Origin of the sequence: Paenibacillus hunanensis (genome assembly GCF_034055775.1) — a bacterium.
GTDB classification, from domain to species: Bacteria; Bacillota; Bacilli; order Paenibacillales; family Paenibacillaceae; genus Saccharibacillus; species Saccharibacillus hunanensis.
The window spans coordinates 4,701,712-4,720,466 of sequence record NZ_CP139194.1 but is presented as its reverse complement, the minus strand read 5'-3'; the positions used below and the strand labels follow the sequence as shown (position 1 = coordinate 4,720,466).

At 45.9% G+C, this 18,755-nt stretch carries 15 protein-coding genes; 9 read left to right on the top strand and 6 right to left on the bottom strand.

What is annotated here, in order from left to right:
* Positions 1-515: 515 nt before the first annotated feature.
* Positions 516-761, top strand: coding sequence for a hypothetical protein (locus tag SK066_RS19085; RefSeq protein ID WP_320542665.1), 246 nt, complete (start codon positions 516-518; stop codon positions 759-761).
* Between the two features lie 44 nt (positions 762-805).
* Positions 806-1,153, top strand: coding sequence for a thioredoxin family protein (locus SK066_RS19080; RefSeq protein WP_320542664.1), 348 nt, complete (start codon positions 806-808; stop codon positions 1,151-1,153).
* A 318-nt stretch (positions 1,154-1,471) separates the two neighbouring features.
* Here the strand turns inward: SK066_RS19080 and SK066_RS19075 are convergent, their stop codons facing one another.
* Positions 1,472-1,879, bottom strand: a complete 408-nt coding sequence (locus tag SK066_RS19075; RefSeq protein ID WP_229686023.1) for a GNAT family N-acetyltransferase — start codon at positions 1,877-1,879, stop codon at positions 1,472-1,474.
* 313 nt (positions 1,880-2,192) lie between these two features.
* Here SK066_RS19075 and SK066_RS19070 point away from each other — a divergent pair, with 313 nt between their 5' ends.
* The 5 genes from SK066_RS19070 to SK066_RS19050 all read left to right on the top strand — a co-directional run bounded on the left by SK066_RS19070 (position 2,193) and on the right by SK066_RS19050 (position 8,975).
* Entirely contained in the window at positions 2,193-2,579 is a 387-nt protein-coding gene (locus SK066_RS19070) for a GntR family transcriptional regulator (protein ID WP_320542663.1), read from the top strand.
* Positions 2,572-3,477 carry an ABC transporter ATP-binding protein gene (locus SK066_RS19065; RefSeq protein ID WP_188778435.1) on the top strand — a complete coding sequence of 302 codons (906 nt, stop codon included), beginning with the start codon at positions 2,572-2,574 and terminating at the stop codon, positions 3,475-3,477. Before SK066_RS19070 ends, SK066_RS19065 begins: the two co-directional genes overlap by 8 nt.
* Positions 3,452-5,494: a hypothetical protein gene (locus tag SK066_RS19060; protein WP_320542662.1), complete on the top strand. Its 2,043-nt coding sequence runs from the start codon at positions 3,452-3,454 to the stop codon at positions 5,492-5,494. The genes SK066_RS19065 and SK066_RS19060 overlap by 26 nt, the downstream gene beginning before the upstream one ends.
* 366 nt (positions 5,495-5,860) lie before the next feature.
* Positions 5,861-6,706: a rhamnogalacturonan acetylesterase gene (locus SK066_RS19055; RefSeq protein ID WP_320542661.1), complete on the top strand. Its 846-nt coding sequence runs from the start codon at positions 5,861-5,863 to the stop codon at positions 6,704-6,706.
* 517 nt (positions 6,707-7,223) lie between these two features.
* A complete protein-coding gene (locus tag SK066_RS19050) occupies positions 7,224-8,975 on the top strand; it encodes a methyl-accepting chemotaxis protein (RefSeq protein WP_320542660.1) in 1,752 nt (583 codons plus the stop codon).
* A gap of 283 nt (positions 8,976-9,258) precedes the next feature.
* On the opposite strand, the gene SK066_RS19045 is transcribed toward SK066_RS19050, so the two are convergent.
* The 4 genes from SK066_RS19045 to SK066_RS19030 form a co-directional block, all read right to left on the bottom strand.
* Positions 9,259-9,411, bottom strand: coding sequence for a DUF1540 domain-containing protein (locus SK066_RS19045; RefSeq protein ID WP_188778445.1), 153 nt, complete (start codon positions 9,409-9,411; stop codon positions 9,259-9,261).
* Between the two features lie 555 nt (positions 9,412-9,966).
* Positions 9,967-10,803, bottom strand: a complete 837-nt coding sequence (locus SK066_RS19040; RefSeq protein ID WP_188778446.1) for a 1,4-dihydroxy-6-naphtoate synthase — start codon at positions 10,801-10,803, stop codon at positions 9,967-9,969.
* Complete coding sequence (locus SK066_RS19035) at positions 10,804-11,487, bottom strand: futalosine hydrolase (protein WP_320542659.1); 684 nt, start codon at positions 11,485-11,487, stop codon at positions 10,804-10,806. It abuts the gene before it with no gap.
* A gap of 162 nt (positions 11,488-11,649) precedes the next feature.
* Positions 11,650-13,194, bottom strand: coding sequence for a methyl-accepting chemotaxis protein (locus SK066_RS19030; protein WP_320542658.1), 1,545 nt, complete (start codon positions 13,192-13,194; stop codon positions 11,650-11,652).
* 685 nt (positions 13,195-13,879) lie between these two features.
* On the opposite strand from SK066_RS19030, the gene fdhF reads away from it, so the two are divergent.
* Together fdhF and SK066_RS19020 are read left to right on the top strand one after the other, a co-directional pair.
* Positions 13,880-16,864 carry a formate dehydrogenase subunit alpha gene (gene fdhF, locus SK066_RS19025; RefSeq protein WP_320542657.1) on the top strand — a complete coding sequence of 995 codons (2,985 nt, stop codon included), beginning with the start codon at positions 13,880-13,882 and terminating at the stop codon, positions 16,862-16,864.
* Positions 16,848-17,423 carry a helical membrane plugin domain-containing protein gene (locus tag SK066_RS19020; RefSeq protein ID WP_250343010.1) on the top strand — a complete coding sequence of 192 codons (576 nt, stop codon included), beginning with the start codon at positions 16,848-16,850 and terminating at the stop codon, positions 17,421-17,423. The genes fdhF and SK066_RS19020 overlap by 17 nt, the downstream gene beginning before the upstream one ends.
* Before the next feature lie 514 nt (positions 17,424-17,937).
* Here the strand turns inward: SK066_RS19020 and SK066_RS19015 are convergent.
* Positions 17,938-18,747 (bottom strand): transglutaminase-like domain-containing protein, encoded by an 810-nt coding sequence (locus tag SK066_RS19015; protein ID WP_188778456.1) that lies wholly within the window; start codon positions 18,745-18,747, stop codon positions 17,938-17,940.
* Positions 18,748-18,755 lie beyond the last annotated feature (8 nt).

The following is an 18,755-nucleotide window of genomic DNA, read 5'->3' as shown; positions in this document are numbered from 1 at the left end:
TGGAGCCGCGGGAATCTTTTGGATTGGGAAGGAATGAAGATTCCCGCCCCTCCAAAGCTGTAAGATATTTTGCTGCGCAAAAATCACTTTTCATTGAACCCCGTGTTAGAAAATCACTAACACTGTAAGGCGTCCTTTTCCCTTATTTCCTTGCCTTCGTTATGTGCGGGGGCAATATTTTGGGTTTACTCGCTTGCGTTGTGGGCACATTTACAGGTTCTACAACTTAGGTATGGGCTAGAACTTAACTAGATCAAAAAATTATTAAAATATGATCAAAAAAATGCTTGAATAAGCTCAGAATAAGCTGTAAATAAGCTATAACAAGTTAAGATTAGTTCGATAATATCAATACAGAGCATAGTGGGAGATTTGAATCAACTTTGGAAAGAATTTGTTTTTAGCTGGATGAATGCTTGTGAGTGAATGCGCTGCTGACGAGTGGTGGAGGGGAGTGGCAGTTTAAAGAATTAGAGATTAAGAATAAGAGATAAGAGGAGCGTAAAAGTTATTGTTTGATTAGATGGGTAATACATATAATTTTTGAGACACAGACACAGACACAGACACAGACACAGACACAGACACAGACACAGACACAGACACAGACACAGACACAGACACAGACACAGACACAGACACAGACACAGACACAGACACAGACACAGACACAGACACAGACACAGACACAGACACAGACACAGACACAGACACAGACACAGACACAGACACGGGTAGGAGTGATGGGCTTCGTGGTATAGTGAGGGTATGAAAATAGACTATCGGGGTGTGAGGGGGGTTGATTATGGAGTCTCTTGCTAGTGCGTTGGCGCTGGATGAATGGTTACGGGTGGAGCGATTGGTGCTTGTGTTGTTTAAGACCCAGCATTGTAGTGTGTGTGATGCGGTTCAGCCGCAGTTGGAGGCGTTGCTGGGGCGGTATTCTGCGGTTAAAGGGGCTTATTTGTATATGGAGGATGCGCCGGAGTTGGCTGCGACATATATGATCTTTACTTCGCCGGTAGTGGTGTTGATGTATGAGGGGAAGGAAGTGTATCGGGCGGCGCGGTTTGTTCGTTTTGCGGAGCTGGAGTACCAGGTGAGTCAGTATGCTTCATTGTTGGCTATGGATACACAGGCTGAGACGGATTGAGGTCGGTTGGAGCTGGCTAGATCGGTTTTGCTTGTGCACATCGAGCTTTTTCAGCTCATTGCTGGTGCGCGTTGAGCTGAAGAAGCTCATTGGTGATATAGCCTGTAATGAGCTTCTTGAGCTAAAGGATGCGCATCGATATAGGCTAGTCTATTGTCGATTAGCACATTGACTAATTGTAGGTCGGCTGACTAGGGATGAAGAGGATCAATAGCTTGATCGTGCTGAATTAGAATGAATTGTAGGGTCTGCCTATGGGCTGTTCACTTGTCTTTGAATTGCATGTATGGCTTTAACGGCTCTCCCTTTTGTCTAGCCTCAACCGCTCCAATAGCGTTCCATTATAATATAATCTTTACCGCCTTTTTGAAAGGATTCGCCTGTAGCTCTCAGGTCGAAGCGTTCATAGAAGGCGGTTTTTTCTATGCGTGCATTGCAATATAGGCGGCGTAATCCATGTCGTTCGGCTTCTGTCATGATAAAGGATAGCAGTCTGCTCCCGTGTCCTTGACCTTGCCATGGTATGCGTGTGGCGAATTTGCGGAATTGTCCTTCCGACTCATGCAAAAACAGCGAAATGACGGATACCAGTTCATCTCCATCGAATAAGCCATAGTGCAAGCCTTGATCGTCCTTTTTTAGCTTTACATAGTCTAGCTCGCGATCAGGCCACATCACCTCATGTCGCACCTGCCATGCTTGTTCCTTTTTAATTTCTCGGATCATTGGTATCCACCTTCCCTTTTACAGTCCATTGTGCAGCTCATATCGTGCTCGTTAGTTTTGATCGGTTGCTTATGCTTCCATGTCTGCTTTAATTTCTAATTTCGATTCATCATCAGACATGAAGGGTCTTTTTTCAAAATAGATATGTCTATTCTTATTTAAGCAATTCATCAACCTTTTGACGCTTTCAGCATACCCTATTCATAGAGATAACGAAAATATCTAATGACTGAATGATATGGAAAGCATTGACAACAGCCTCCAACTGTATTAATAATAGTAGTACAGTTAATACAGTGAAAGGAGGTTATCCATGTTTGAGCTGGATATACGCAGTCGCAAGCCCATTTATGAGCAGCTGATGGATAAGATCAAGGAACTGATCGTGTATGGCGTATTGAAGCCGGATGAGCAGCTTCCCTCTGTGCGTGCGTTATCTGCTCAGCTGACGGTGAATCCCAACACCATTCAGAAGGCGTATCGTGAGCTGGAGCGAGATGGCTATATTTATTCGCAGCCAGGCAAGGGCAGCTTTGTCTCGCCTGCGGAGCAGCAACCTCAGGATATCCAGCGCGAAGCGATGCGAGAGCAGCTTTTAAAGCTGTTTGCAGAAGCGATCTATCTAGGCTTTACTCAGTCGGATATGGAGAAGTTATATCGTCAGGCATTAGAAGGAAAAGGAGGCGTTCAGGATGATTAAGCTGGAGCATACCAGCAAGCGATTTGAAGAGGAATATGCAGTTGAAGATTTGTCCTTAAATATACATAAAGGGTCTATTTTTGGACTACTTGGCTCCAATGGTGCAGGTAAAACGACACTGCTCAAGCTACTTGCAGGCATTTATAGTCCAGATCAGGGAAAAGTAACGCTGGATGGGCAGACCGTATATGAGAATCCGGCGACCAAGCAAAATATTGTCTTTCTTGCGGATCGACCTGCTTTTTTCGCACAGACCACGATCCGGCAAATGGCAAACTTTTACCGTTCGATCTATCCAACCTGGAGCGAAGAGCGCTTCAAGCAGCTAGCACCTGCATTCCAAAGCATCGATCTCAAGCGTAAGCTGCATCGCATGTCTAAAGGCATGCAGCGACAAGCGACACTATGGCTTGCTCTGAGCTGTAAGCCGCAGCTGCTTATTCTGGACGAGCCGATCGATGGACTCGATCCTGTGATGCGCAGACAGGTGAAAAATCTACTATTTCAAGAGGTTGCCGAGCATGGCGTGACCGTTGTGATCTCCTCGCATAATCTGAGAGAGATTGAAGATATGTGTGATCATGTGGGCATTATGCATGAAGGCAAATTGCTGATGAGCAGAGAGCTGGATGATCTCAAGCTAGATATGCACAAAATTCAAGTCGCCTTCCGCGATGAGCGACATGAGCAAGCGGTATCCGGCTTACTGGATATCGTACATAAAGAGCAGCGTGGCAGTGTAGGCACTTATATTATCAAAGGAACCGTAGAGCAGATTAGCGAGATATTCCGTGTGTACGAGCCGTATGTATTCGACATCTTGCCGATGACACTGGAGGAAATTTTCATTTACGAAATGGGGGATGCCGGTTATGACGTTCAGCCGATACTTCTTTAATCGGGGAATATGGTGGTATGCGCTTCGTCAGGCTGGTTGGCTGGGGATAGTGTATGGATTGGCAATGTTAGCTATTTTGCCAATGGGTCTACTCAATGCTGATCAGTATTCTGAATATCGCGCGCCACTTATTGTGAATCATCTGTTTGAAATTAATGGTCAAGTGCAATCTGTTATGATTGCCAGTTTTCCTTTACTGGTAGCGATATTTTTAACACGCTTTATGCAGGAGCGTAAACTGTCCGATTTATTGCACAGCTTACCATTAAAAAGAAGTCAGCTACTTAGTGTAATGCTATGTGCGGGTTCAGGTATTATTCTACTTCCTACCTGGCTCATTGCATGGATCGTATCCTTAATGCATTCTAGCTTTGTCCGTGTATCATTCAGCCAGATGCAGGTACTGCAATGGGCGGTATCTACCTCGGTAGTTACTATGCTTGTATTTGCATTCACAATCGTTCTCGGCATCTGTTTAGGACAATCCATTCTGCAACTATTATTGTCAGCAGGTATATTAGTATCTCCCGTCATACTTATGTCTCTATTTCAAAGTCATTTAAAAGTATTTTTATACGGATATCTTATAGATGATCCTGACTTATTAGAGTCCAGTGTGTGGTCTCCAATTTATCGAATTGGACAGTTAAGCTACAATGCGTTGCAAGCGAAAGAAGGATGGATTTATGTCATATTGACGGCAGCATGTATCGGTCTGACTTATGTACTTTACCGACTACGTCCAGCTGAAAGTGCCAGTCAAGGTGTCGTTTTCCGTTATTTTAATCCAATATTCCGTTTGCTTGTCATGCTCATTGCTGGACTATTTGCTGGTATTCTGTCTATGGATCTTGGTATAGATCACCCACTTGCAGCCATTGCTGGATATGTGATGGGTGCGCTAATTGGTGGAATTGTAGCAGATATGATCATCCGTAAAACGTGGCAGGTTGGAGACAGACAGCTATTCCGTGTATTGGGAGGTTATGGTATAGCCATTGCCTTTATCCTTTGGTTGCCAGTAGCGAGTATAAATGGGTATGCAGCTAAAATACCTGAGACAGTTAACATTCAGGCAGCTTTTATGGGTGATGATCTAGCAAGTGAATTATATACACCTAAACGTGCACCAAATGGTATGCGGGTTGGTGATATACTAAATACCAAAGCTTTATCAGACAGTCCGCAGTATATCGATGCCATTCTCCAATTACATCGCCAAATTTTAGCGGATCGACCGAATTCAGAATATCGCAAGCAATACAACCCATGGGCAAACAATAACCAGCAAGTGCAGATCGCTTATTTACTCCAAGATGGAAGTATCATGAAACGTAATTATTTCATCCCAATAGATCGTTATGAAGCTTATGTATTACCTGTGATAAGTCAGTCACCCTATAAAAAAATGTATTATCATTTAGATGTGCTGACAAATTACATCGATAGTATGCAAATTGACAATGCAGACATTAATTGGACGACGACACCAAAGTTTATACGTGATCCTAATGATATAGCAATATTAAAGCAACTTGTGCTTGAACAGACAAAAAAAGTGAGAAATCCATGGAATGAATATGTTTCGGGAGCCGTTATCGATGTTGCAATTGAGATTCCGTTGGATTCTTCAGGCGGCTATACGCAAGAAAGGTATACGCTAAATGCAAACGAACCTAAGCTACACAGCTGGCTAAAAAAGAAAAACTTACTTTCTACCATTACAAAGGCTGAAGATCTAAAGTCAATTCAATTACTGCCTCGAGAAGAGGGGGAGCTGCATCCAGATAACAATAAACCCTATAAAAGCTTGAACAAACAAGCTATTGTCATCACTTCATCGAATCAGATGAAACAAATTCTAACTAACAGTGGAGTATATACTGGACGTTATAGTCAACAACAAGAGAAGAACGGCTACAAAGTACAGCTTGTTTTCAAAAACGGACTATTTGGCTATCGCGATCTTCCTAGCTCGCAGATGACGCCAGAGCTGTACAGCATGGTCTCGCGTTAAAGCATACGCGCCCACGACGTTATTTTAAAAACGATATCTGTACTTTATCCTGCACCTCTTGCACAATGCCAGTAGATTGTCCGTGTTATTAGGACAATCGCTGCTTGTTCAAAGGTGCATTTTCTTTAAAATAAACAAAGCCTGTTACCCCACACAAGCCCTTCCCCTCTTCCTTCCTTACCGCAGCTACCCATACAACATTACAGAAATCGAATCCTATAATCCCGCAATCTACATACAATCCACCCCTAAACCACTGAATTTTAAACAAACCGCACGGTTGCGTGTATTCCCCACTACAGAAGGAAATCGATATGATCAATAATGTAAGCGCTTCATAATTCAGGAAGAAGGGATGAATGAATCATGAATCGGAATTGGCGAGGATCATCCGTAGGGCTGCTGGCGATGGTGTTACTATTGGGGGTATGGTTTAGCGGTGGAATGGCAGGAGGAAGTAGAGCAAATGCAGCAGATAACAACGGTGTAAGCTCCGATACGCAGACAACGTCTGATACTACAGCTGTACATATCCCGGTTGTCTATCTCGCAGGTGATTCGACTGTACAGACGTATCGCGCTTCTCAGCGTCCACAGGCAGGCTGGGGACAGATGATTGCGAGCTATTTTGATGATGGTGTGCAGTTTAGCAATCATTCCATCGGTGGACGTAGCTCACGTTCCTTTATCGAGCAGGGACGACTGGATACGATTGTAGCGCTACTACAGCCCGGCGATTATCTCATGGTGCAATTCGGGCATAATGATGCCGATTCCTCCAAACCTGAACGCTATACGCCGGTTAATGATTATCGGAATTACCTGAAAACGTATATTGATCGCGCACGCAGCAAGGGAGCTACCCCGATTCTGGTCACGCCTGTATCTCGCCGCGATTATAATGCAACCAACGGGCAATTCAAGCCGAGCTTTCCTGAATATGTAGCAGCGATGAAGCAGGTTGCTGCCGAAACGAAAACGCTATTGATCGATCTGAATGCACGCAGTGTAGCGCTGTATAATACGATTGGTATTGAAGGCACCAAATCTATCTTCCTACATGTAGCGGCTGGGCAGTATCCGTATTTCCCTGATGGTGTGCAGGATAATACTCACTTTCAGGAGCAAGGCGCTGTACAGATTGCCGGATTGGTGGCAACAGGCATCGACGAGTTAAATATTCCGCTATCTGAGCATCTGCTCACTCCTTAATTCTCTGTACTACTCGTAAACACACGAGGCGATCATGTTGAAGCGATGCTGCTGCTCATGAAGCCGAACAAAACATAGCTCGATATCATAGAGCCATATCTTTGGACAAGCCACCTTGAAGGATCAGGGTGGCTTTTGCTGTGTTCCAAATTATTTTCTGCTCGTGCACATCACAAGCTCTCCATTACATACGAATCTACCCGATGCGATGACGTAGGATTAACCGACAACATGGGCAAAACACAGGCTTATTTTGGATAGTCATCAATTTAATTGCGAAAAATAATACTGGAAAGTAATTAAATTTGATAAGTTGCTTATAATTAAGATATTTGACCATAAATAACTGGATGATTTTACCGATATAGGTGTTAGTGATAGCACCAAATGATGGTTCATATGAACCGAAAAGACTCGGCATGCCAATGTAAACGGCAGAAATGCATAGACTTTGCACATTCATTGCACTATCTCTCATCTCAACTTATCTAATAGCTTATTACCAGGAGGAAGTCGTATGAATATGTTTAAATTTAATAACTGGAGCCTCAGTGCCAAAGTGCTACTACCCGTTGTTGTACTGATGGTTGCCCTGATCGTTTTTTCGATTCTGGCTTTGCGCAATCTAGATGCAGTCGAAAAGAAAATTGTTTCTTCCTTGTATGATAATTCGTATAAGGTCGATTATCTGATTCTGAATGCCGACCGCGATTTTTACCAGGCGTTACTCGCACAAACGAAGCTGCTAACCCTGCAAAATGAAGGGGATATCCAGAAGCAGGTTGGCGATTACAATGAAAATGCCAAGCAGGTATATGATCGTGTACAGGCAGCAAGAGCCATTATGGAGCAAAATGCCGATGTTTTCAAAGCGTACAAGGATCAGGAAACGGGCAAAAGCACATTTGAGCTGTTTGATGCATTTAACCAGGATTACAATGCATGGAAGCAGGAGTTCAACGTCAATACACGTACGCTGACCAGTGCAACGAATGCTGATGAGCAGTTTAGCGCAGCCAGAGGTAATATCGATAAAATTAGCGATATTATCGATCAGTACAGCACCGACTCACTGAACAGTAATGCTGCTCTCAAAAAACAAATGGTTGTACTCACCTATATTCAGCTCGCCGCTGCTGCCATCCTATCGGCGATTATCGTATTTTTCATCGTGATGAATATAAGAAGACGTACAAAAGATACACTGGATCTGATTGATCGTACAGCACGCTTTGATCTGCTGTATGTGGATAAATTCACTCCATATTTATCGCAAAAGGATGAGTTTGCCGTGATCATTCAAGCGCTTGGTGAAGCGCGCAGACAATTCCGTCTCACCTTTAGCAAGGTGATGGAAGAGAGCGCTAGCTTGCAGACGAAGATCGGCAATGTAGAGCAGGAGATGAACAAGCTGGATGCAGGTGTGCATGACATTTCCTCAACGACCGAGCAGCTGTCGGCAGGGATGGAACAGACCGCAGCGTCGGCACAGGAGATGAATGCCACCTCCAATGAGATTGAAGCGGCTGTACATTCTGTGGCATCTAAAGCGCAGGAGGGAGCGCGTGCAGCAGAGCAGTTAACCGAGCGCGCGGTAGAGCTGACTACTCAATTCAAGGCATCGTATGAAGAGAGTGATCGCACGTACAAAACGGCAAGTGCGAATCTGATTCAAGCCCTGGAAGAATCCAAATCTGTAGAGCAGATTCGCTCGCTCGTTACCTCGATTATCGAGATCGCTGCTCAGACGAATCTACTATCGCTTAATGCAAGCATTGAGGCGGCGCGTGCAGGTGAGGCAGGACGAGGCTTTGCTGTCGTAGCTAGCGAGATTAGCAAGCTGGCAGAGGATTCGAAAAACGCTGCCGATCGCATCAATGCGATTACTGGCGTCGTTACTCGCTCGGTCGATAATCTGTCCTCACATTCCAACAATCTGCTAGAGCTGTTTGATACGAATATTTGGAAGGATTATCGTATGATGCTCAGCTCTGCCGAGCACTATGCCACGAGTGCGCAGGAGATTGATGCGATTGCAGGTGATCTGAGCGCAACCTCTGAGGAATTGCTCGCATCAGTTGAAAATGTCGTGAAGACGATTCACGAAATTTCCGTTGCCGCAGATGAAGGGGCACAGGGAACAGGTATGATCGCAAGTAAAACAGATGATATCGTACAACAGACGAATCGTGTTAGCGAGCAGCTGGAGCAATCCAAGCAAGATATCGAAGGTCTGGCAGAGTCCGTATCCAAGTTCAAACTCAGCTAATTCGTCACCATATGCTGTAGACAGCATGACGATGATTCTCAATCAAACGCAAGGACAGCCCCGATTTTGGCAGGCTGTCCTTGTTTTATTGCATATAAAGTTAAAAGGTTTTTCTATGTACTGCCTAGCTAAACCCTTGCTACGACAGGAATTCTAAAGATTCTCAATCTTTTCTCAATAATTTTGCAAAACCTCTTGATAATAATAATCATTGTTGATAGAATATAAAAAGAAAGAAGGAACTCGGCAAAGTCCCTTCTCTTGGTAAAGCAATATTCAAAGCTTATTTCTTTTCGAATGTTTGACAATCTGTTTCTTGAGCTTCAGTCACTTCTTGTTTAACGTGGCTAGTAACGAAGATTGTTTCAGCAGTGCATTTGTTTTGCTCTGCCCAGTGAGTGCAAGAGTTAACTTCACACAGTACGCCTTGTGCCATGAGGATTCACCTCCTAAATAAGAGAATACAGATGCCAAGCTACAGTCCCTTCGGCAAAAGGGGCTATTTGTGCTATCATCTGATACTTACATTGCCAGTATACAGGATATATACCCGCTTTGGCAAACTTTTTACCGCAGAGCTGCGAAAAAAAGAAAAAATATCCAGTTTGTATGAGCAGGGATTTAGATAAGCGGAAGTATTGTCGATGTACCGTTATAGGTTTTTTGTTATCGGTCGTTATAGATTGTCATTGCTCGACTTCATATAAATGGATCATTATATTGCATAGTGATATTCATCCACCACGTTATGTGATACGCATGATGTATAGCTAATATACTGATATAGCTATATTAAAAAGCCTTCCCAATGAAGCTGATGCTTCAAGGGAAGGCTTTTTTTGTTCCTATGCTTGCTGAAAATAATCACATCGATGACCGAGTGGTATTCGTTTATCTGTACTCATTTATTTGCATTCGTTACGAGCAGATCATACAGATAGATATAGCCCGATTTTATCTATATCATAGACTTGCCAGACCGATCCGCTGATTATTTACGCAGCAGGCTGAGATCAAACTCCGGTACCAGCCCTTCGCGAGCAGCGCGGCCGAGCAGTGCTTCAATCGCATTGTAACCATCCTCGCCCAGATCACGTGTGAACTCATTAACATATAGCTCAATATGCGAATCAGCAACGTTTGGGTCCATCTCCTGTGCATGCTCCAGTACATAATCACGGGACGCTTGCGGATGCTGCCATGCGTATTCAACCGATGCACGCGCCCAGCTCGCAATCTGTTCACGATCCAATGAGCGGCGTGCGATGATCGCACCGAGTGGAATCGGTAGGCCAGTATCCTGCTCCCACCAGCTCCCCATATCCTGTAGTAGGGTAAGACCGTAGTTCGGATACGTGAATCGTGCTTCATGGATAACGAGACCAGCATCGATCTGTCCATCACGCACCGCAGGCATAATCTGGTCAAATGGCATCACGACCACTTCACCGATTCCACCCGGAACATTTTGTGCAGCCCATAGACGGAATAGTAGATAGGCAGTAGAGCGCTCGCTCGGCACGGCAACACGTTTGCCAGATAATGCAGCAGCATCCGTAGCTTCAGGATCAGCGGTCAGCACGAGCGGACCACAGCCGCGACCGAGTGCACCTCCGCAAGGGATGAGCGCGTAATCCTCCAGCACCCATGGTAGAGCAGCATAAGAGATTTTGAGCACTTCTGGACCTTCGCCAGATGCAGCCCAGTTATTCGTAATATCAATATCGGCATACGTGACTTCCAGCTCTGGCGCACCGTCGATTAGACCGTGTACCCAGGCGTGAAAGACGAACGTATCGTTAGGACATGGAGAAAAAGCAATTTTCATTTAGAGCACCTCCGCTAAAATACGGGTTGCTTGCCCAAGTGACTTGAGGGCATCTGGAATACGCCAGCTATCACGATCACGCGGCCCTACTGTATTAGAAATCGCACGCAGCTCCATAACCGGCAGGTCAAATAGATTCGCAGCCAGCGCCACACCAAAGCCTTCCATACCTTCTGCCGCAGCATTGGGAATACGCTGTAGGAGCGCAGTCGTTGTCTCTGCCGAGCCTGTTGTAGTCGATACAGTCAGCACAGAACCGACATGTACAGGAATGGTAGCGGCTTGAAGTGCAGAAGCGACAGCCTGTGTAGAGCTACGATCCGCTTGCAAAGTCGAGTGACCGAAGCCCAGCTCATCTACCGCGATAAAGCCTTGATCCGGTGTCTCCGAGCCGAGATCAGCAGCAATCATCTGATCGGCAAGCACGATGCTCCCTATTGGCGCATGTGGTGCAAAGCCGCCTCCAATCCCTGCGCTGATGACGAGACCATACTCATCGCTGTGCAGAGCTAAATGAGCAGCAGTTTCTGCCGCAGCACTTGCTGGCCCGACGCCAACAATAATCACCTCGTAGCGTTCTCTAGCGTGATAGGGTAGAGCTTGTAGGATTGCATTTCGTTCAGCTTGTACAGCTGTTGCAATCAATATACGGTAGCTCGCTCCTGTGTAACGTGAAGCTTCCATCGAATCAAACCTCCTTAGCAGTCGAGGCTTGGCAGCAAGCCCATCCTTTAACGTTACTCCGAAAAAGGAATGATGTAAAGTCGATCATGGTAAGGGGATGACAGACGAAGCCACGTACACACTCCATGCCATCGTAGGATCTGCATGTAACATCAGCACCGTTTATTCTGCTCGTAGCTGATCGATCACACGCTGCAAGCCCTCGGATGCGGCGGTAAGGGAATGAGCGACCCGAATGGCTTCCTGATTCGTAGCATGCTGTCGTCCAGCCGTTTCTTTTGCATCCTCACAGTTGTCTACAAAGGCAGTTGCGATCCCTGCGATATGCTCCACCGAGCCAGAGATACGAATCGAGGAGGCAGACACGAGCTGGCTGGATTGTAAAATGTGCTGTACACCCTGACCGACCTCAGCACTATGCTTCCATATACGTTCCAATGTCTCGCGTGTCTGCTTTGTAGCGGCTACGCCAGCATCCAGTCGTGTATTTACCTGCTCCATCGAATCGGCAGATTTGTGTGTATCCAGCGTCATTTCTGCTAGAAAGGACGTGATCTGCGAAGCGGAGTCGGCGGAGAGATGCGCCAGCTTTTGAATTTCCTGAGCAACGACAGCGAATCCGCTGCCAGCTTCGCCTGCTCGCGCTGATTCGATCGAGGCATTCAGAGCAAGTAGCTGTGTTTGAGCAGCGATTTCCTGAATAAAGCTTGTGATTTGCGAGATATTTTGGGAATGCTGCTGTAGCGAGTGCATATGCTGGCGTGATTGATGAACCGCCTGTAGCAATAAGCCCATTTCACGATTTAACTGCTCCAGGCTGTGATTACTCGTTTCGGTAAAGCTAGCGGTTTCGTCGGAGCGCCGGAGCACCAGATCAATCGCAGTATGAATCTGTTCGAGCTGTTTATTATTTTGCGCGACTGCGTCCAGAGCAAGGCTCGCCTGATCCTTTTGTAAAAGAGAGCCTTTAGACACGCCATCAATGCGCGAATTCATCTCTTCTCCATGTAGAGCAGCAGAGGAGGCAATATGCATCAATTCAGATGAGCCCTGCCCGATACCATCGGCTACATCATTCAGACGCTGAATGACCGAACCGATAATTCGACCGCGCTCCTGCTGCTGTTTTTGCTGCGAGGTACGCTTATAGCGCTGATTCGTAATGATCTGAACGCTGACGGCAGTAGAAGTACAAATTAGAAAAAAAGCATGGACGACTAGCATCGTCAGCGAGTATGTATCTGTACCAAAGATTAAGCGTGGGAACCACACAAAGCCCACAATATGCTGAATTGCAAATAGAGCTGAAGCGATCGTAATCAAACGAATACTCTCATAAAAGCATAAAATGGCGATCACCATAAAGATCGAGAAATGAAAGACGACATCCCCATTGCCGCCCGAGATCATCGACATGCTGCTGAATACCATGGATAGTGTGTTAAACAAAGCAACCTTAGGATCAGAAGGACGCCTTGCATACAGCCAGTAGGCGATGATCAGCAACACAATAGGCAGCAGCAATAATAGATTTAGCGCCTGTGGATTGTTGCTCATCATACCATCGTTCATCGACATCGTGCCGCCAGCATGCTGCATCATACTCCCAAAAAAGTGCAGCTCTCGCGCTAGAAAGTGGACTAAGAGCGAGATCGCTAAAATCCCAGCCGAGATGTACAGTATGACGTAGTTCTTTTGTTTACTCATCTTCATTTCCCCCTGAGCTATAGTGAACAAAATAAGGAGCAAGGCATGATCATACGAAGTCGTTAAAATGCCAGGCTGTTAGGACATGCATGCTGCTATTATTTATATCGGTGACTTAATTGCGAATTGATTATAGCCAAAATTTAAAATTCCTCAATTTTAGCAAATTTTATGTGTTAGGTGCGAAAAGATAGTGTAGTCCCGATCAGTATCCCTATTGATTGAGCCAGCCTTGAAAATAGTAAAATTACTAGCAAGCATCGATGGCTCGATGTGCTTATAAATCAGGTCATCCCTATCCATATGTAACTACATTAATAACATTCTTATACGAGTTGCTGCATACTTTTGCACAAACGGGGTAATAGATGTCAAAACGCTGTCTTCGTCACGCTAGCTTGGATGCTATAAGTTTAGAAGCTAAATTGTCTGCTTGCTCATGCGAACGCACACAATGAACAGTACGACTATAGCCTTCATTACATTCGCATATAGCTTCCAATAGTACAGTTCATAGCTATGGCTTAACTATAGCTGCTGAGCTAGATACGTCACGACAGTTCAGCTACAGACAGGAAATCGTATAACATCGCCTTTAGTAGACCAGGTGTACACGATGGGGACAGATAGAGTGGAGTAGGAACGATGGAACTTTATTTTGTAGAGTAGAGGTGAGCCAAGCACAATGAAAATGGACACGAATGAGACATGGACGATTGAGGTAGATGGACGATCTGTAGTAGCGCATCCCGGTATGACAATTGTGCAGGCTGTTAATGCAGTACCTGAGCTGTATATTCCGCAAATCTGTTATAACGAGCAGCTTGGCCCCATCAACACCTGTGATACCTGTATGGTCGAGGTGGATGGTGAGCTCGTGCGTGGATGTAGCACCGAGGTGAAGCAGGGCATGCGTGTATCCACGCAGACGAATCTGGTTAAGGATGCACAGCAGGAATCGATGTCCCGTATTTTGCGCAATCATGAGCTGTACTGTACGGTTTGCGATAATAACAACGGAAACTGTGTCGTACATAATACGACCGAGCGGCTTGGTATTGAGCACCAGAGCTATCCGTTTCGCAATAAGCCTTATGAAATCGACAATACCAATCCCTTTTACCGCTATGATCCAGATCAGTGTATTTTGTGCGGTCGCTGCGTAGAGGCGTGTCAGGATTTGCAAGTAAATGAAACGTTATCGATCGATTGGAGTCGTGAGCAGCCACGTGTCGTCTGGGATAATGATGTACCGATCGATCAATCCTCCTGCGTCTCCTGCGGGCATTGTGTAACGGTTTGCCCTTGTAATGCATTAATGGAGACATCGATGATTGGCGAAGCGGGCTTTATTACCGATATCGATAGCCGACTGATGGAGCCGCTAATCGATCTGACCAAGGAAGTGGAGCCGGGCTATTCCAGTATTTTTCAGGTGTCCGAGATGGAAGCCTCGATGCGCAAGTCTCGCATTGAAAAAACGAAAACCGTCTGCACATATTGCGGCGTAGGCTGTAGCTTTGAGGTGTGGACGAAGGGGCGCGATATTCTGAAAATCGAGCCATCTGTAGATGCACCGGTGAATGGCGTTTCTACCTGCATTAAAGGAAAATGGGGCTGGGACTTCGTGAATAGCGAGGAGCGCCTGACTAAGCCGCTTATTCGTCAGGGTGACCGCTTCGTTGAGTCTTCGTGGGATGAAGCCCTGTCACTTATCGCTGAAAAGCTGGGCGGTATTCGTGATCAGCATGGCTCCGATGCCCTTGCTTATATCGCATCGTCTAAATGCTCGAATGAGGAAAACTATATTTTCCAAAAGTTCGCTCGTTCCATTATGGGAACGAACAATGTGGACAACTGCTCACGTTACTGTCAGTCTCCCGCTACATCCGGTCTGATGCGTACGGTCGGTTTGGGCGGCGATTCCGGTACGATTAAGGATATTCAGCAGGCTGAGCTTGTATTGATCGTGGGTGCGAATCCAGCAGAGTCCCATCCAGTACTGGCTACGCGTGTAAAACGCGCGCACAAGCTGCATGGTCAAAAGCTGATCGTATCGGATATTCGTAAAAATGAAATGGCGGAGCGTGCTGATCTGCATTTGCATCCGAAGCCAAGCTCTGATCTGGTATGGCTGTCGGCAGTAACAAAGTATATTATCGATCAAGGCTGGGAAAATCGCGAGTTCCTGGATCAGCATGTGCAAGGCTTTGATGCTTACCGCGAATCCCTCGCTCCGTACACGCTGGAATATGCGGAAGAGAATTCCGGTCTGTCACGTGAGGAGCTGATTCGTACCGCAGAAATGATCCACCAATCAGGCAGTACTTGTATTTTGTGGGCGATGGGCGTTACACAGCATCGTGGCGGCACAGATACATCGACAGCGATCTGTAATCTGCTGCTGACAACAGGCAATTTTGCCCGTCCAGGTACAGGTGCGTATCCGCTGCGTGGTCATAATAACGTACAGGGTGCCTGTGATTTTGGTACGATGCCAAACTTCTTCCCTGGTTATGAAAAGGTGAGCGATGATGCAGTGCGTTCTCGTTATGAGCAGGCATGGGGCGTAAAGCTGCCCGATCAACCGGGACTGGATAATCATCAGATGGTCGATGCGATTGAGGATGGTCGTATCAAAGGGATGTATCTGTTTGGTGAGGAAATGGCATTTGTCGATTCGAATTCTAATTTTGTAGAAGAGATGTTCGCCAAGCTGGACTTCTTCGTCGTACAGGATATTTTCTTCTCTCGTACTGCTCAATTTGCCGATGTGGTTCTGCCTGCTTCACCAAGTTTGGAGAAGGATGGTACGTTTACGAATACCGAGCGCCGTATTCAGCGTTTCCATCAGGCATTGGAGCCATTGGGTGATTCGCGTCCCGACTGGCGCATCATTCAGGATGTGGCGAATGCGCTGGGTGCAAACTGGAATTATCGTCATCCATCCGAGATTATGGACGAAGCAGCAAGCCTTGCTCCTATGTTCGCTGGCGTAAGCTATGAGCGTCTGGAAGGCTGGAGCAGTCAGGTATGGCCAGTGAAGCCAGATGGTAGCAGCACCGAGCTATTGTACACCGATGGCTTTGCCTTCCCGGATGGTAAGGCTCGTCTGTATCCAGTGGATTGGACATTGCCATTTGAGCCTGAAGCAGAATATGATCTTCATCTGAACAATGGACGCTTGCTGGAGCATTTCCATGAAGGCAATATGACGTATCAATCGGAAAATATTCGTCATAAGGTGCCATCTACCTGGCTGGAAGTATCGCCAGAGCTAGCGGCCGAGCGTGGAATCGAGACAGGAGCGAAGGTGCGTCTCGTATCGCCATTCGGAGCGGTGAAGCTGTCGGTGGTTGTCACGGATCGTGTACGTGGCAAAGAGCTATATCTGCCGATGAATACGCAGCATGCAAGCGAAGCCGTGAATCGCCTGACCAGTAGCCATACCGATAAAGTCACGCACACACCAAGCTACAAGGAGATTAATGTGCGGATGGAAGTGCTGGAGGATCGCGGTGTATCTCCATTGCCACAGGTGAATCATCGCTTTGCCCAGCGGCATCCACAGATTAGCGTACGTGTAGAAGATAAGTGGAAGCGCGACGATTATGAACCGATTGCGGATACCATACGGAAGGAGCGTGCCCAGCATGGCCAGAGCCATTAACCGAATTGAACGTCACGAGCCTACAGCAGCGGAAATTCAGGCAGAGTCGCTCAGTCAGGTGATCGATGCGATTGCCAGTAATAAAGAAGCGATTATTAAGACGATCGGTATTGTGAAGGAGCTGAACGATGCCGGGATACTCGATATTACAAGCGCCGCACTGGAAAATCGTACCGAGTTGGGACTGCATGGCGTCAAGCTGATTAATGCGCTCAATCTGCCGCCGCTTATTAAAAATGTACTCACAATGGTCGAAATGTTCGGCAGTATTGATCCGCTGGAAATGAATCGCCTGATCAATGCGCTGGGCAGCAGTCTCGGCCAAATCAGCGAGATCGATCCAACGAATCGTCAATATGGCGATCATATCGATAAAGAGCCACCTGGAATGCTGGCATTGCTGAAAATGATGCGTGATCCAGATGTGCGTACAACGCTGACATTCGGACTACATTTTCTCAAAGCCATGGGTGGCGAGCTGAACAAGCCTAAACCAGAGGAAGACGATGTCTATTCCGATCCACGTGGCAAAAAGAGTAATGATTATCCAGAGGTATAATGGCTTATGTAACATCAGGAAGTGTCAAAGTCTATAAACAGAAGGATATAAGTAGAAGGAAAAAATGACAAATTAAAAAATATTAAAACTACAAGCGCGCTGGACTCAAGTATATGCCTGAGTCTAGCGCGCTTGTTTGGTTGGTTGAAGATGAAGATGTCAGAGTTACTGATAGTCATAAAGCAGCAGAGAAGCTGAATCCTACTTAAAGACTCGGTATAGAATGTAGAGAAAAAAGCTACATATCGAAATTCATATAGTAAATAAATCTGAATGAAATGCGAATAAAGAAGCTATACAATGAGCTTGAATATAGAACATAGATACAAAACCTAAATATAGAACCTAAATATAGAACTTAAATACAGAACCTCAATCTATTCGTGCAATTCATGTAATGTCTCGATGCACCGAATATATCAAACAAATCTCAAACAAACGGCGTACCGCTTTAAGCAGTACGCCGTTTGTTTGAGCTATGAAGCTGTGTATACGAAGACGTGAGTCGAATGAATTAGTATACTTTTGCTGCTGTGTACTGGCTAGCATCTGTAGTCAGTGTTGTTTTTTTACCGCCTTGTTTCATCGATGCATCTACAGTGGTGTCTACAACTACCCATTTGCCATTCAGGAATACTTCGTTCCATGCATGGTATTCTTTGACTTTAGTCGAAGTACCCATGTCCAGCTTCGCTGGAATTCCTACGCTACGCAGCATTGCTGCATTCAGCGATGCGTAGTCGTAGCAGATGCCTTTGTTCGAAGTCAGTGTTTGAGCAGGGCTTGGGATGTATACTGCTGGCAGTGCAGCTGCCAGTGCATAATCGTATTTTACTTTCGAAGTGATGTAATCATAGATCGCTTGTGCTTTAGCTGTGTCTGTTGTTGCGTTAGCAGTCAGCTCACGTGCTTTAGCGATAACAGCTGGGCTGTTTTTCCAGTTGATGTTTTGAGTCGAAGCCAGGTATACGCTGTTAGGGTTGCTCAGTGTAACATCCAGCGAATCCGAGCTTACTTTGCGATAATTGTTACCCGATGTGTTTTCCAGCAGTGTAACTTCATATGTTCCGTCACCCAGCTGTAAAGGGAAGTTCGATGCTGCACTTACTGTGTTCAGATCGTAAGTGTACGTTGTACCGCTTTTTGCGATCATCACTTTTGTGCGTGCAGCCGATGCAGGAGTATAGTTAACGGCGATATAGCCATTGTCGATATTCGAAGCGTCCAGCCATTCGGAATTTGTCGTTTCAGCTGCAAATGCAGGGCTGATAGCACCGAACAGGAACGATGTAGCAAGCGAGCAAGCAATTACCAATTTTTTCATGATTAAAA

What these genes read in the sequence shown, in the direction of transcription:
- SK066_RS19040 (WP_188778446.1), bottom strand. Translation starts at nt 10,803, where the DNA reads ATGAAAATTGCTTTTTCTCCATGTCCTAACGATACGTTCGTCTTTCAC.
- SK066_RS19045 (WP_188778445.1), bottom strand. Translation starts at nt 9,411, where the DNA reads ATGGCACAAGGCGTACTGTGTGAAGTTAACTCTTGCACTCACTGGGCA.
- SK066_RS19020 (WP_250343010.1), top strand. Translation starts at nt 16,848, where the DNA reads ATGGCCAGAGCCATTAACCGAATTGAACGTCACGAGCCTACAGCAGCG.
- SK066_RS19050 (WP_320542660.1), top strand. Translation starts at nt 7,224, where the DNA reads ATGAATATGTTTAAATTTAATAACTGGAGCCTCAGTGCCAAAGTGCTA.
- SK066_RS19060 (WP_320542662.1), top strand. Translation starts at nt 3,452, where the DNA reads ATGACGTTCAGCCGATACTTCTTTAATCGGGGAATATGGTGGTATGCG.
- SK066_RS19065 (WP_188778435.1), top strand. Translation starts at nt 2,572, where the DNA reads ATGATTAAGCTGGAGCATACCAGCAAGCGATTTGAAGAGGAATATGCA.
- SK066_RS19075 (WP_229686023.1), bottom strand. Translation starts at nt 1,879, where the DNA reads ATGATCCGAGAAATTAAAAAGGAACAAGCATGGCAGGTGCGACATGAG.
- SK066_RS19030 (WP_320542658.1), bottom strand. Translation starts at nt 13,194, where the DNA reads ATGAGTAAACAAAAGAACTACGTCATACTGTACATCTCGGCTGGGATT.
- SK066_RS19035 (WP_320542659.1), bottom strand. Translation starts at nt 11,487, where the DNA reads ATGGAAGCTTCACGTTACACAGGAGCGAGCTACCGTATATTGATTGCA.
- SK066_RS19055 (WP_320542661.1), top strand. Translation starts at nt 5,861, where the DNA reads ATGAATCGGAATTGGCGAGGATCATCCGTAGGGCTGCTGGCGATGGTG.
- fdhF (WP_320542657.1), top strand. Translation starts at nt 13,880, where the DNA reads ATGAAAATGGACACGAATGAGACATGGACGATTGAGGTAGATGGACGA.
- SK066_RS19070 (WP_320542663.1), top strand. Translation starts at nt 2,193, where the DNA reads ATGTTTGAGCTGGATATACGCAGTCGCAAGCCCATTTATGAGCAGCTG.
- SK066_RS19080 (WP_320542664.1), top strand. Translation starts at nt 806, where the DNA reads ATGGAGTCTCTTGCTAGTGCGTTGGCGCTGGATGAATGGTTACGGGTG.
- SK066_RS19015 (WP_188778456.1), bottom strand. Translation starts at nt 18,747, where the DNA reads ATGAAAAAATTGGTAATTGCTTGCTCGCTTGCTACATCGTTCCTGTTC.